The sequence below is a fragment of the Streptomyces sp. NBC_00775 genome (assembly GCF_036347135.1).
In the GTDB taxonomy this organism is placed as follows: domain Bacteria; phylum Actinomycetota; class Actinomycetes; order Streptomycetales; family Streptomycetaceae; genus Streptomyces; species Streptomyces lutosisoli.
Genome location: NZ_CP108938.1, coordinates 7,191,389 through 7,205,269, shown reverse-complemented (window position 1 = coordinate 7,205,269; position 13,881 = coordinate 7,191,389). Strand labels below are relative to the sequence as shown.

Genomic DNA, 13,881 nt, shown 5'->3' with positions numbered 1-13,881 from the left:
GGTTCAGTCTCTCGCCACGCTCAGCCCTCCGCCCACACCGACGACGGCCAGCGCTCCGTCCTCGTCCGTACGCAGCACCACCGCACCTGCGGCCCGCAACGCCGCGACCGTACTCGGCGCGGGATGCCCGTACGGGTTGTCCTTGCCGCACGAGATCAATGCGAGCCGCGGGGCCACCCTGCGTATGAGGTCCGGGTCCTGGTAGGCCGAGCCATGATGGGCGACCTTGAGAACGTCCACGGCTCCCAGCTCCTCCGCCGTCGGCGATCTCAACAGGGCCCGCTGGGCCGGGGGTTCGAGATCCCCGAGCAACAGCAGCCGCAGCCCCGCCGACCGTACGAGCAGGGCGACACTGGCGTCGTTCGGGCCGTCCGGCGTGGGGGCCGGGCTCGGTGGCGGCCACAGCACCCGCCAGTCGAGGCTTCCCGTGCGCCGCCGCTCCCCCGCCACGGCCCGGGTCACGGGGATGTGCCGTGCGGCCGCCTCTCTTCGTACGAACTCGGCCTGGTCCGGCGGCTCTTCGAAGCCGGTCGTCTCGATCGCGCCCACCGAACGCCCGCTCAGCACGCCCGGCAGCCCCGCCACATGGTCGGCGTGGAAGTGCGTCAGTACGACGAGCGGAATCCTGGTGACGCCGAGCGCGCTCAGGCAGCGGTCGACCAACACCGGGTCGGGCCCGGCGTCCACCACCACCGCGGTGCCGCCGCCCGCTGCGAGCACCGTCGCGTCCCCCTGCCCCACGTCGCACATCGCGAACCGCCAGCCGGGCGGCGGCCACCCCGTGATCACCCTGGTGAGAGGCGGCGGCTGCACCACGACCAACAGGAACAGCAGCACGCAGGCGCCACTCAGCCACGGGTGTCCCAGCAGCCGTCGGCCGACGAGCACGACCACCGCCGTGACCAGGGCGAGCAGCAGCGCACCCGTCCAAGTGCCCGGCCAGTCCACTCCCCCTCCGGGCAGAGCCGCGCCGGTACGCGCGATGTCGGCGATCCATCGGGCGGGCCAACTCGCACACCACGCCAGGGCCTTGGCGACGGGAAGCGCCACGGAGGCCGTCGCCAGCGTCGCGAAACCCAGCACCGTGGCTGGCGCGACCGCGAACTCCGCGAGCAGATTGCACGGCACCGCCACGAGGCTCACCCGAGCCGACAGGACGGCGACAACCGGTGCGCACAGGGCCTGCGCCGCGGCGGCCGCGGCGAGCGCCTCGGCCAGACGCGGCGGCACTCGGCGCCTCTGGAGCGCCGCACTCCACCGCGGGGCGAGCGTGAGCAGGGCGCCGGTCGCCAGGACGGAGAGCAGGAACCCGTAGCTGCGGGCCAGCCACGGGTCGTACAGCACCAGCAGCAGGACGGCCGTGGCCAGTGCGGGGATCAGCGATCTGCGGCGCCCTGTCGCGATGGCGAGCAGCGCGATCGATCCACAGGCCGCGGCTCGCAACACGCTCGGGTCCGGTCGGCAGACGATCACGAACGCGAGCGTGAGCACTCCGCCGAGCAGTGCGGTCGCCCGCAGCGGAACACCGAGCCGCGGTGCGAGACCGCGCCGCTCGGCGCGCTGGGCGAGGCCCGGCGGCCCGATGAACAGGGCGAGCAAGATCGTGAAGTTGCCCCCGCTGACAGCCAGAAGGTGAGTGAGGTCGGTCGCCTTGAACGCGTCGTCCAACTCCGGTGTGACGCGTGAGGTGTCCCCCACGACCAGCCCCGGCAGCAGCGCCCGCGCGTCGGCCTCCAGCCCGTCGGTCGCCTCCCGCAGGCCCTCACGCAGCCGACCGGCGAACCGCTGCGGCCCGGACGGCTCTCCCACCACCTCGGGAGGCGCGCCGCCCCGCACGCGTAGGACAGCCGCGATGTCGTCCCCGCCCGACAGGGCCGGCACCAGCCGCGCCGGCACGCGCAACCTCGTGGACGGCAGCAGCGACAGCCAGGGCGAACTCTCGCCGGCAAGCCCAGGCGACCCCCTGGGCGAGCGCGCGTCGACAATCACCAGCACCGGTGCACGCGTCGCGACGACCGTCCCGTCAGCCCGCGTCACCCGCCGGACCTCCGCGTCCAGCAGCACGGCCGTCGGAGCCATGTGATCCCCCTTGATCCGGGGCCTGGTGAGCCGTGGATCGGAGGTGATCTCCACCTCTGCGGTCACGTTGGCGAACTGCCGCGCCAGGGTGGGCACAGGCCCACGTCGCAGATCCGCCCCGTGCAAGCCCGCGGAGGCCGCAGCCGCGGCGACACAGAGCAGGACGGCGGCGATGGAGAGCCTCGGCCACGAGAGCGACCGCCCTCCCCCGCGTCCCTCCGCGCCACGCGCCTCTCTCCGCCCCGCCAGCAGCAGCGCACCACCCGCGACGAGGGAGAGCACCACCGCGCCCATGACCCACCCCGGCGGGGCGTCCACCGTCAGAGCCGCCGTCACCCAAGCCGCCAGAGCGGGCGGCACGAGCCGGAGATCCGCCGGTCCTTCCTCCTGTGGATGCGAGGCCCCCAGCCGCTTGCCCGAGGCGGCATGCACGGTCCGTCGGCTCGCGGCACCCGGGACAGGCACACGATCCGGCGCGGCAGCTTCCGGCCGCTCCGGCACCCCCGACGCGCCCGGCTGCTCCGGTACCTCCGACACCTCGGGCTGCTCCGGCTCATCCATCCGCTCGGGCCGCTCCAGCCGCTCCGACCCACTCATGGCCGCACCAGATTCCGCAGATCGGCGAACCGGCGATCCCCGATTCCCTTCACCTCGCGGAGCTCGTCGACCGAGCGGAAGCCGCCGTGTTGGGTGCGGTAGTCGATGATGTGCTGGGCCAGGACGGGGCCGACGCCCGGGAGGCCGTCGAGCTGATCCACTGTCGCCGTGTTGAGGGCGACCGGAGCCGAGGGTGCCGCACCGGCGGTGGATCCACCGGCGCCGACTGGGCCCGCACCGCCCGTGCCTGGTCCCACCGCGGACGCGGGAGCGCCGACGACGATCTGTTCGCCGTCCACGAGGAGCCGCGCGCGGTTGAGACTCTCGGTGTTCGTGCCGGGGCGCACCCCGCCCGCCGCGCGCAGCGCGTCCTCGACACGGGAACCGGTCGGCAATCGCTGGAGCCCGGGGCTGCGCACCTTGCCACTGACGTCCACGACCATCACTGTTCCGGCGGGACTCGGCGCTCCGGCCGAGGCATCCGGTCCCGCGTCCGACTGCTCCCCCTGTCCGGTCTTCGCCCCGTACGGAGCCGCCGCCCGCACCACCTCGGGGGCTCGGACCGACTGAGTCCTGCCGGCCCAGAAGTGCTGCATGGCGAAGACCCCGGCGACGACAAGCAGTACGGTCAGCGCGGCCACGTTCCTGCGCTCAAGACCGCACCTCGACTGCAGCCACAACGGCATCCGCTCCCGCACGGCGAGCCCGACCCGGTCCCGCCACGCCCCCGACTCCGCCGTACTCGAAGCGACGTCGACGTGTGCGGCGTGAGTTGCGTCGTGCGCGCCGACACGCACTCCGCCGCGCGATCCAGCGTCAGCAGCAGCACCCGCGTCCGGCGCACCAGCACCCGCGTCCGCGTCCGGCGCAGCCGCACCCGTGCCCGGCGCACCACAGTCCACAGCCCCGTTTGCCCGGGAGTCATGAGAGCTCAGCGACCTGTACGCCTGGGCCCCTTCGAGGTCCGACGTCCCGCGTACCCGGGAACCGTCACGGGTCACGCCCTCGCGAACACGGTTGTCCAGTCCCCGCACATCGGCAATACCGAATCCCACCGCGGTGGTCGCCTTGGGACCGTCCCCCACATCCCGATCCGGCCCCGGCGGCCCGTTCCCCAACTCCCGCCGCTCTCCGGCCCTTTCGGCGAAGAGCGCCTCCGCGCGCATGCGAAGGGCCTCGGCCGATGCCTCACGGCGTCGGGTCCGGCTCCGCGGGTGGTGGTGACGGCGATGACGGCTGCGGCCGTCGGAGACAGGGCCACGACCCGGGCCGCTGGTCGGTGTGGCGGTGCGTGAGCGTGATCGAAGTGCCATGCGCCGAGGATCCGGCATTCCGGCACTTTCGCGATGATCTTGCTCAATTCCAGTGGATTACCGCCCAGTTGTGGATAACCCTCTCACCCACACGTGTGGTGCGCGCTCTCACCGAGGTGAGACAACCGCCCCCAGCAGCCCAGGCCCCGTGTGCGCTCCGATCACCGCTCCGACCTCACTGACATGCAGATCGGCCAGCCCGGGCACCCGCGCCCGCAACCGGTCCGCGAGTGCCGAGGCCCGCTCGGGGGCGGCCAGATGATGGACGGCGATATCGACCTGGGCGTCGCCCGCGCGCACGGCAACGATCTCCTCCAGCCGGGCGATCGCCTTGGACGCCGTCCGTACCTTCTCCAGGAGTTCGATGCGGCCGTCGTCCAGCTGCAGCAGTGGCTTCACCGCGAGCGCGGAGCCCAGCAGAGCCTGCGCGGCCCCGATCCGGCCGCCCCGGCGCAGATAGTCGAGGGTGTCGACGTAGAAGTACGCGAAGGTGCCCGCGGCCCGCTTCTCCGCGGCTGTGACCGCGTCGTCGATCGTGCCCCCCGCCTCCGCCGACTCGGCCGCGGCCAGCGCGCAGAACCCGAGGGCCATCGCGACCATCCCGGTGTCCACCACCCGCACCGGCACCGGAGCCTCCCGCGCCGCGAGCACCGCGGCGTCGTACGTGCCCGAGAACTCGGACGACAGATGGAGGGAGACAATGCCGGTGGCACCGGACTCGGCGACCTTGCGGTAGGTCGCGGCGAAGAGCTCGGGGCTGGGCCGGGACGTCGTGACGGGGCGCCGCTTCTGCAGCGCCTGGGCCAGGGAGCGGGCCGAGATCTCAGTGCCCTCTTCGAGTGCCTGGTCACCGAGGACCACGGTCAGGGGCACCGCTGTGATGCCGTGGCGCTCCATCGTCAGCGGCGGCAGGTAGGCCGTTGAATCGGTGACGATCGCGACATGGCGGGACATGAGCTGGAGATTACCTGTCGGGGCGAGTGGGCGGCAGCCCGGCCCCTCCCACCTGCGGCTGGGGCGGCCGGATCAAGTCGTGCTCTCGGGGCGGGGCTTCTTCTGCCAGGGGTAGGCGGGGCGTCGGCCGGGCGGGGTGATGGCGGAGCGCGTCGGCGCCTCGGCCGTACGGGACTCCGGGGTTTCCGGCCAGGTCTGTCCGCCGGAGGTGGTCGCATCCGGTGCGGGTGCCTCGGGCCAAGGAGCTGTGGGCGAAGCGGGCTTCGGCTCCGTCGTCCAGTGCCGCAGCGCGCCGGCCTCCACGTCTATCTGGGCGCTCAACGAGTCCAGGTCGTCGTCCGCGAAGCGGCGGGCCCGGTCGCGCGCGGCCCAGCGCAGCGAGTCCGCCGACTGCGTGATCCGCTCGGTGCGCTCGCGCAGTCCGGGCAGCCGCGAGGCGAGCGCGCCGCGGTCGGGCTCGGTCTCCAGGCGCTTGAGCTCGTCGTCCAGTTCGTGCCCGTGCGCGCTGAGCCGCTCGAAGAGGCCCAGGGACTCCTTCAGCGACTCGTCCTCCGCCACGCCCGCGTGCAGCGCGTCCTGCGTGGCCCGCATCGACGTGCGCAGCGTGAGCCGGAGCTGGGCCAGCTCACCCATCGGACCCGGCTGGGCGAAGGTCTTGGCACGCAGTGTCGTGTCCTCGACCGTGCGGCGCGCCTGCGAGATCGTACGGTCCACGCCTCGCTTGGCGGCGCCGACCACCTTCACCGTGGCGTACGCGCCCAGCACCACGAACAGCAGAAAGAGCAGGGCGATCACTGCGATCACGGTTCCCACCACGCTCCTCCTCAGACCCGTCGCGACGACTGCCGTCGCGCTCTTCAACGGTAAACGCTACGGGCAGGTTCGGAGTTCCAGAAGAACCCCGAACCTGCCCGTAGGGGACTACCCCGAGTCACTGGAAGCCATCGGCTCCGACTCGGCGGAGACCGCTACGCCGTAACGATGTTCACCAGCTTCGGCGCCCGCACGATCACCTTGCGGATCCCCGCGCCTCCCAGCGCCGCGACGACTTTCTCGTCGGCCAGCGCGACCTTCTCCAGCTCCTCGTCGGAGATCGACGGGGAGACCTCCAGGCGCGCCTTGACCTTGCCCTTGATCTGCACGACGCAGGTCACGGCCTCGTCCACGACGTACGCCGGGTCGGCAACCGGGAAGTCCTGGTGGACGACCGAGTCGGTGTGGCCCAGCTTGCGCCACAGCTCCTCGGCGATGTGCGGGGCCAGCGGCGCGACCAGCAGCACCAGGGCCTCGGCGACGCTTCGCGACACCGGGCCGCCCACCTTGGTCAGGTGGTTGTTCAGCTCGGTGACCTTGGCGATGGCGGTGTTGAACCGCATGCCCTCCAGGTCCTGACGTACGCCGTCGATGGCCTTGTGCAGGGCACGCAGGGTGTCCTCGTCCGGCTCGGTGTCGACGACGGTGACCTCACCGGTCGCCTCGTCGACGACGTTGCGCCACAGCCGCTGCAGCAGCCGGTACTGGCCCACCACCGCGCGCGTGTCCCACGGCCGGGACACGTCCAGGGGACCCATCGCCATCTCGTACAGGCGCAGCGTGTCCGCCCCGTACTCGGCGCAGATCTCGTCCGGAGTGACGGCGTTCTTCAGGGACTTGCCCATCTTGCCCAGCAGCCGGGAGACCTTCTCACCCTGGTAGTAGTACGCGCCGTCGCGCTCCTCCACCTCGGCGGCGGGCACCGCGATGCCACGGCTGTCGCGGTACACGAAGGCCTGGATCATGCCCTGGTTGAACAGCTTGTGGAACGGCTCGACCGAGGAGACATGCCCCAGGTCGAACAGCACCTTGGACCAGAAGCGCGCGTACAGCAGGTGCAGCACGGCGTGCTCGGCGCCGCCGACGTACAGGTCGACGCCGCCGTGCGGCTGGCCCTCGCGCGGACCCATCCAGTACTGCTCGATGGCCGGGTCGACCAGCTTCTGGTCGTTGTGCGGGTCCAGGTAGCGCAGCTCGTACCAGCAGGAACCGGCCCAGTTGGGCATGGTGTTGGTCTCGCGGCGGTACTTCTGCGGGCCGCGGCCGTCGCCCAGGTCCAGGGTGACGTTGACCCAGTCCTCGTTGCGGGACAGCGGGGTCTCCGGGGACGTGTTCGCGTCGTCCGGGTCGAAGGTGCGCGGCGAGTAGTCCTCGACCTCCGGCAGCTCCAGGGGCAGCATCGACTCGGGCAGCGCGTGGGCGACGCCGTCCTCGTCGTAGACGATCGGGAAGGGCTCGCCCCAGTAGCGCTGGCGGCTGAACAGCCAGTCGCGCAGCCGGAAGTTGACGGTGCCCTCGCCGATGCCCTTGCGCGCCAGCCACTCGGTGATGCGGGCCTTGGCGTCGGCGACGCCCAGGCCGTCCAGCGAGATGTCGTCGTTGGCGGAGTTGATGATCTTCGCGTCGTACGACCCGAAGGCGTTCTCCCACGTCGACGTGTCGGTGCCGCGGCCGTCGGTCGGCTCGACGATGCAGTGGACCGGCAGCTCGAAGGCGCGCGCGAACTCGAAGTCGCGCTGGTCGCCAGCCGGGACGGCCATGATCGCGCCGGTGCCGTAGCCCATCAGTACGTAGTCGGCGATGAAGACCGGGACCTGCTCGCCGTTGACCGGGTTGGTCGCGTACGCGCCGGTGAAGACGCCGGTCTTGTCCTTGGCCTCGGCCTGCCGCTCGACATCGGACTTCGAGGCGGCCTGCGCACGGTAGGCGGCGACGGCCTCGGCCGGGGTCGCGTGTCCGCCCGTCCACACCTCGTGGGTGCCCTGGGGCCAGGCGGCCGGGGTGAACTTCCCGACCAGCGGGTGCTCGGGCGCCAGCACCATGTAGGTGGCGCCGAACAGGGTGTCCGGGCGCGTGGTGAAGACCGTGATCGCTTCGCCGTCGATCGGGAAGTCGACGCGGGCGCCCTCGGAGCGGCCGATCCAGTTGCGCTGCTGCAGCTTGATGGCCTCGGGCCAGTCCAGCGCGTCCAGGTCGTCCAGCAGCCGGTCGGCGTAGGCGGTGATGCGCATGTTCCACTGGCGCAGCTTGGCCTTGAAGACGGGGAAGTTGCCGCGCTCGGAACGGCCGTCGGCGGTGACCTCCTCATTGGCCAGTACGGTGCCCAGTCCGGGAGACCAGTTGACGGGCGCGTCGGAGGCGTACGCCAGGCGGTACTCGCTCAGGACGTCGGCGCGCTCGGCGGCGCTCAGCTCGTTCCACGCGCGCGTGGTGCCGCCGACGGCCGGAACGGCACGCTCACCGCTCTCGAACTGGGCGACCAGCTCGGCGATCGGGCGGGCCTTGTCGGCTTCGTCGTCGTACCAGGAGTTGAAGATCTGCAGGAAGATCCACTGGGTCCACTTGTAGTACTCCGGGTCGATCGTGGCGAACGACCGGCGCTTGTCGTGGCCCAGGCCCAGCGCGCGCAGCTGGGACTTCATGTTGTTGATGGCCGCCTCGGTGGTGATCCGAGGGTGCTCGCCCGTCGACACGGCGTGCTGCTCGGCGGGCAGGCCGAAGGCGTCGAAGCCCAGGGTGTGCAGGACGTTGTGGCCCGTCATGCGCTGATACCGGGCGGATACATCGGTGGCGATGTATCCCAGGGGGTGGCCGACGTGGAGGCCCGCACCGGAGGGGTACGGGAACATGTCCATGATGAACTTCTTGGGCTTGGCGACCAGCTCGGGGTCTCCGGCCAGGTCGCCGCTCGGGTTCGGCGCCTCGTACGTGCCCTCGGCGTCCCAGAAGTCCTGCCAGCGTGCCTCGATCTCAGCGGCCAGGACGGCCGTGTAGCGGTGCGGCGCGGCCACCTCGGAGGTGGCAGCGGTAGTCGTCTCGCTCATGATCCTCAAAGCTCCATCGATCGTCTCTGCCAGCGGCTTGGAAATGAAAAATCCCCTCGCACAGGAGGGGACGCCGCGCCGATTCCGACCACGAATCGTCAGTGGTCGGGAGTGATCAGCGCGGCTCACTAAGCAGAAGGCGTACGGCACGCATGGCGTCAGGGTACCGCAGCCCCCGCACGCGTCGCGACGAGCTTCCGGGACCGCTCGGCACCCCGTGCCGTCCCGCACGATCACCGCAAAACACTGAACAATATTCAAATATTACTTCGCGTAACGGACCCTAAGGGACAACACAAAGACCTTGTTGCCCTTTGATAACAACGCAATAACTCAAACCTCGTACCCATCGGTATGGCTCGACTTAGAGTGCGGCTTCGGGACCGCTTCCCCGAACCGTTGGGAGTACCCCCCCATGAACCCTCGTCGCAACAACAGCTCGATACCCCGACCGGGCCGCTCGGCCTACGGGGCGCTGACGGCTGCCGCCTTGTTGCTCATACCCATGGTCGTGCTGGTCGGAGGCGACGGCCTGCGCGACTTCCTCAACTTCGGCGCCGGCGTGTTGTCGCTGGTCGCCCTCACCTGCTCCGTGGTGTGGGGCCTCGTCGCCACCGACCGGCTGTTCCTCAACACGCGTCAGCGACTGGTCGCCCAGGCCGTGCACAGGACGACCGCGATCTCCTCGGTCGCCTTCCTCCTGCTGCACATCACGGTCAAGCTGGCCCTCGACCACACCACCCTGGTCGCCGCACTGATCCCCTTCGGGCTCGGCCTCACGGGCACCAACGGACTCATCGGCTTCGGCTCCCTGGCCGGCCTGCTGATGATCTTCACGGCCATCACCGGCGCGCTGCGCAGCGCCTTCGCGTCCCCCGCGCCGGTCGCGGCGCGCTGGCGGGCCGTGCACATGCTGGCGTATCCGGCCTGGTGCTCGGCCCTGGTGCACGGCCTGTACGCGGGGCGCCCCGCGAAGACATACGTCACCGTGCTGTACAGCTTGTGCCTGGTCGCCGTGATGGCCGCCCTGGCGCTGCGCTCGGCCTCCGGCCCCTTCAAGCGCAAGGTCGCCGACCGGATCCTGGCGATCATCGGGGACAACAACAGCCCCGGCGCCCGCGCAGCCCGCGAGGACCTGGAGGCATCCCGTGCCGCCGCCGCGGAATCCCCGCTGCCGGGCTTCACCACCCGGGGGGACTCGTTCGTGCCCCCGCAGCGCACAGGGTCCCCTTCGCCGCTGTACGACGCCGCGCCCGACCCCGCCTCCACGGGCAGCATGCCCGGCTTCGCGGCCGCCTACCGGGCCACCTCCGGCGGGGCGCCCGGCGGGAACAACTTCGGGGCCACCCCGACCGAGCGCTTCCAGACACCGCTGGACATGCAGCCCACGGAGTCCTTCCAGCGCGTCGACGGCAGCAGCCCCTCGGGCAGTTGGCCCATCCCCTCCCCGCCCCCCGTCGGCGAGGCGCCCCAATCGGCGTACGACCCCCTCAACGACACGGGATTCAACATCCCCATCTATGACAATTCGGCCACCAACGCCTACGGCACGAGTGACGTGTACGACACCGGTGAGACGAACCCCGCCTACGGCACGTACAACACCAACGACACGTACGACAGCGGTCCCACGACTGACGTACTGCCGGGCGCCTTCGACGCTCCTGGCTCCGGTGAACCATGGAACGCCCCTTCCGGAGGCTTTTAAGTGAACGAGGCCCTGCCCGACGTCCCGGAGGTCCGCGTCGTCGGACTTCCGCAGCTCACGTCGGGTTTCGACCTGGTTGAACGACTGGATCTCCCCATGCACCTCAAGGTGCACGGGCCGCTCGAACCGATGGGCGGCGAGCAGCTGGCAGGCCTCGCCGAGGCGATCTCCCTGAAGGGCCGCGGCGGCGCGGGCTTCCCGTTCGCCAAGAAGCTGCGTTCGGTCGCGGAGTCGGCCATCAAGAAGGGCATCCGCCCCGTGGTGGTCGTCAACGGAAGCGAGGACGAACCCGCCTGCCGCAAGGACACGGTGCTCATCAACCGTGCCCCGCACCTCATCCTGGACGGCGCCCTGCTGGCCGCGGAGGCCATGGGCGCGCGCACCCTGGTGATCGGTGTGACCCGCGAGTCCACCCAGCGGTCCATGGAAGCCGCGCTGGCAGAACGCGGGCTGAGCAACCGGCGCGGATCGGCCCTCCGCGCGCGCGTGCAGCGCAACCCGGTGCGCATGGTGACCGGAGCGGCGGCTTCGCTGATCCGCTCCATCGACGGCGGCCCGGCGATCCCGCCCGGCCGCAAGATCAGCGCGTCACAGATCGGCGTCGGCGGCGCGCCCACCCTGCTGTCCAACGCCGAGACGTTCGCCCAGCTGGCCATCGCAGCGCGCATCGGGCCCGACCGCTATCGCAACACCGGCCTGTACGACGAGCCGGGCACCGTCATGCTCACCGTCTCCGGCGCGGTCGCCCGCCCCATGGTGATCGAGGTCCCGACCGGTGTGCCGCTGCGGTACGTGCTCCAGCTGGCCGGCGCCCCGCCCATGCCGCAGGGTGTGCTGACCGGCGGCTACCACGGCAAGTGGCTGGACGCGGCGACGGTCAACGAGGCGATCGTCTCGCGCAACTCCCTGGACGCGGTGGGCGGTGCGCTCGGCGCGGGCGCGATCCTCCCGATCACCCAGCAGACGTGCCCGCTGGGTGAATCACTGCGGGTGGCGCAATGGCTGGCCGAGGAGAGCGCGGGACAGTGCGGTCCCTGCTACCTCGGTCTGCCCGCCGCGGCGCGCGGCCTGGAGGACATCCTCAACGGCGGCGGGCCGGCCGCTCTGGAGGCCGTGAAGCAGGTCGCCAAGGCCGTGAAGCGGCGCGGCGCCTGCTCGCACCCGGACGGCTCGGCGATGTTCATCGAGTCGACCATCAAGGCGTTCACGGACGACCTGGCCGCGCATGTCCTCGGCAACGGCTGCGGAAGGCCCGTGGAGGGCGTTCTGCCGCTCTTCGAGGGCGGCCAGGCCCCGACGGGTATCCCGGGCGGCCAGGGGCAGCAGGAGGCCGGTCCCAGCCGTCAGAAGATCTACGTCGACTGGACGCTGTGCCGTGGCCATGGGCTGTGTGCGGACATCCTCCCGGAGGTCTTCGAACTGGGCGCCGACGGCTTCCCGACCGTCGCGCAGGCGCAGGTGCCCCGGTACGCGGAGGCGAAGGCCCTGCGCGCCGTGCGCCGCTGCCCGGCGCTCGCGCTGCGCATCGAGGAGGACACCCGGTCCGCCGCGCCGGCGCGCAACAACCTGCCGGTCCTGTCCCAGGGGCGCGGCCGCCGCGCGCTCGGCAGCGGCCGCTGAACACGAAGAAGCGGGCCACCCTGATCGGGTGGCCCGCTTTCAACGTCTGTGGAGCTAAGGAGAATTGAACTCCTGACCTCCTGCATGCCATGCAGGCGCTCTACCAACTGAGCTATAGCCCCTTGTGGCCATGCGGCGAAGCCGCATATCGACCGTGTCGCCCGGTTTCCCCGGCGGCGACGCCAACATTACACGGTCCCCCGGGTGCACCACCAAATCGTTTCCCTTCTGTACGGATTCGGGGGCTAGTGTCGGCCTTCGTGACCGTGATCGCGCTCCCCCGTGTCCGCCGCCGTGCGCCCGTCGCCCTGGGGGTGTGCCTGCTGTCGTTCGCGGCCTTCTGGTGCGCGCAGCGGGCCGCACACGTGTCGATGATCGACCTGATGGTGTACCGCGCGGAGGGTGAGACGGTCCGCGCGGGCGGTGACCTCTACGCGCTGCGCACGACCGAGGCCCATCTGCCCACCACGTACCCGCCGTTCGCGGCGCTGCTGTTCACACCACTGACGCTGCTGGACACGGCGGGCATGCGCACACTGGCGACGGCCGGAAACCTGGCCCTTCTTGTGGTGTTCGTGACCCTCTCGCTGCGCCTCGTGGGCCACGCGCGCGTGGAGTGCGTCTGGTGGATCGCGGCGGCCGCCGTGTGGTGCGAACCGGTCTGGACGACACTGCGGTACGGCCAGGTCAATCTGCTGCTGGCCGTCCTGGTGCTGTGGGACCTGTCACGGCGGCCCGGACATCGCTGCGCCGGTGTGGGCATCGGAATCGCCGCGGCGATCAAGCTGACGCCCGCACTCTTCGCGGTGTTCCTCCTGGTCGCCGGTGTCGTGGAGCACACAAGGCGGGGCTCCGGAGGGCGGTGGCTGCGGCACGCGCGCGGGGCCGCCGTCGCGTTCGCCGGGGCGACGCTGCTGGCGGCCGCCGTCCTGCCGCACGACTCCTGGCGCTTCTGGACGCGCATGGTCTTCGAGGCCGGTCGGGTCGGGCTCGTCGAGGACACCGCGAACCAGTCGCTGCGCGGCGTCCTGGCCCGGCTGCTGCACACCACGGAGCCCGGCACCCGGTGGATCGCGGCGGCGGCCTTGGCGGGCGCCGCGGGCCTGGCGGTCGCCGTGGCCGCCGAGCTGCGCGGGCGGCGGGACTGGGCGACGGTCGCCTGCGCGGTGACAGCGCTGCTGGTGAGTCCCGTGTCGTGGTCGCACCACTGGGTGTGGTGCGTGCCCATGGTCCTGGTCCTCGCGACGACGAACCGGACGGCCGCCGTCTGCACCGCCCTGGCCTTCTGCACGTACGCGCTGTGGTGGGTGCCACATGGGCCGGGCAGGCTCGAACTGCACCAGACGGGCGGCGAGTTGACGTTGTCGGCCCTCTACGTGGCAGCCGGTCTGGCGTTCCTGACCCTGATCGGGGTCAGGCTGTGGCGAACGAGTAGAACCGTTTGAGCGTGCAGTGCTCGTCGAGGAGCCGCCCGTAGATCGGCTCGCCCTCCAGCTCGCGGTACGTCTCGATGGGGTCGCCTTTTATGATCAGCGCCCGCGCGCACTCCTCGCACCAGTACTGGTAGTCGTGGTTGACCGGTTCCATGTCGCGGACGATTGGCGTACCACTGCCGCACCAATCGCACTTCCGCCTGTGTGCACCCATCGATCAGCTCCAGCTGTGGCCGCAGGCCGTGCACACGTAGGAGATCCCACCGTTGTCACCGAGGACCTGGGCGACGTGGACCGATCCGCAGGAAGGGCAGTTGAGA

Annotated in this window: 9 protein-coding genes and 1 tRNA gene; 3 read left to right on the top strand and 7 right to left on the bottom strand. The window is 71.0% G+C overall.

The window, feature by feature from the left end; translation table 11 throughout:
• Positions 1-3: 3 nt before the first annotated feature.
• The 5 genes from OIC96_RS32075 to leuS all read right to left on the bottom strand — a co-directional run bounded on the left by OIC96_RS32075 (position 4) and on the right by leuS (position 8,800).
• Positions 4-2,511 (bottom strand): ComEC/Rec2 family competence protein, encoded by a 2,508-nt coding sequence (locus OIC96_RS32075; RefSeq protein ID WP_330310093.1) that lies wholly within the window; start codon positions 2,509-2,511, stop codon positions 4-6.
• A gap of 161 nt (positions 2,512-2,672) precedes the next feature.
• Positions 2,673-3,473, bottom strand: a complete 801-nt coding sequence (locus tag OIC96_RS32070) for a ComEA family DNA-binding protein (RefSeq protein WP_330304518.1) — start codon at positions 3,471-3,473, stop codon at positions 2,673-2,675.
• 624 nt (positions 3,474-4,097) lie between these two features.
• A complete protein-coding gene (locus OIC96_RS32065; RefSeq protein ID WP_327428651.1) occupies positions 4,098-4,943 on the bottom strand; it encodes a DegV family protein in 846 nt (281 codons plus the stop codon).
• Positions 4,944-5,015: 72 nt separating this feature from the next.
• The gene (locus OIC96_RS32060; protein ID WP_406502259.1) at positions 5,016-5,747 is read right to left on the bottom strand and encodes a hypothetical protein; all 732 of its coding nucleotides are present in this window, start codon (positions 5,745-5,747) and stop codon (positions 5,016-5,018) included.
• 164 nt (positions 5,748-5,911) lie between these two features.
• Complete coding sequence (gene leuS, locus OIC96_RS32055) at positions 5,912-8,800, bottom strand: leucine--tRNA ligase (protein ID WP_330304520.1); 2,889 nt, start codon at positions 8,798-8,800, stop codon at positions 5,912-5,914.
• A 415-nt stretch (positions 8,801-9,215) separates the two neighbouring features.
• Here leuS and OIC96_RS32050 point away from each other — a divergent pair, with 415 nt between their 5' ends.
• Complete coding sequence (locus tag OIC96_RS32050) at positions 9,216-10,508, top strand: cytochrome b/b6 domain-containing protein (RefSeq protein WP_330304521.1); 1,293 nt, start codon at positions 9,216-9,218, stop codon at positions 10,506-10,508.
• A complete protein-coding gene (locus OIC96_RS32045) occupies positions 10,509-12,128 on the top strand; it encodes an NADH-ubiquinone oxidoreductase-F iron-sulfur binding region domain-containing protein (RefSeq protein WP_330304522.1) in 1,620 nt (539 codons plus the stop codon). It begins immediately after the preceding gene.
• Positions 12,129-12,177: 49 nt separating this feature from the next.
• Here OIC96_RS32045 and OIC96_RS32040 read toward each other — a convergent pair.
• Positions 12,178-12,250, bottom strand: a tRNA-Ala gene (locus tag OIC96_RS32040).
• A gap of 138 nt (positions 12,251-12,388) precedes the next feature.
• Here OIC96_RS32040 and OIC96_RS32035 point away from each other — a divergent pair.
• The gene (locus OIC96_RS32035) at positions 12,389-13,573 is read left to right on the top strand and encodes a glycosyltransferase 87 family protein (RefSeq protein ID WP_330304523.1); all 1,185 of its coding nucleotides are present in this window, start codon (positions 12,389-12,391) and stop codon (positions 13,571-13,573) included.
• Here OIC96_RS32035 and OIC96_RS32030 read toward each other — a convergent pair.
• Positions 13,542-13,775, bottom strand: coding sequence for a hypothetical protein (locus OIC96_RS32030; RefSeq protein WP_010986886.1), 234 nt, complete (start codon positions 13,773-13,775; stop codon positions 13,542-13,544). The genes OIC96_RS32035 and OIC96_RS32030 overlap by 32 nt on opposite strands.
• Positions 13,776-13,881: the final 106 nt, after the last annotated feature.

What these genes read in the sequence shown, in the direction of transcription:
- leuS (WP_330304520.1), bottom strand. Translation starts at nt 8,800, where the DNA reads ATGAGCGAGACGACTACCGCTGCCACCTCCGAGGTGGCCGCGCCGCAC.
- OIC96_RS32050 (WP_330304521.1), top strand. Translation starts at nt 9,216, where the DNA reads ATGAACCCTCGTCGCAACAACAGCTCGATACCCCGACCGGGCCGCTCG.
- OIC96_RS32030 (WP_010986886.1), bottom strand. Translation starts at nt 13,775, where the DNA reads ATGGGTGCACACAGGCGGAAGTGCGATTGGTGCGGCAGTGGTACGCCA.
- OIC96_RS32065 (WP_327428651.1), bottom strand. Translation starts at nt 4,943, where the DNA reads ATGTCCCGCCATGTCGCGATCGTCACCGATTCAACGGCCTACCTGCCG.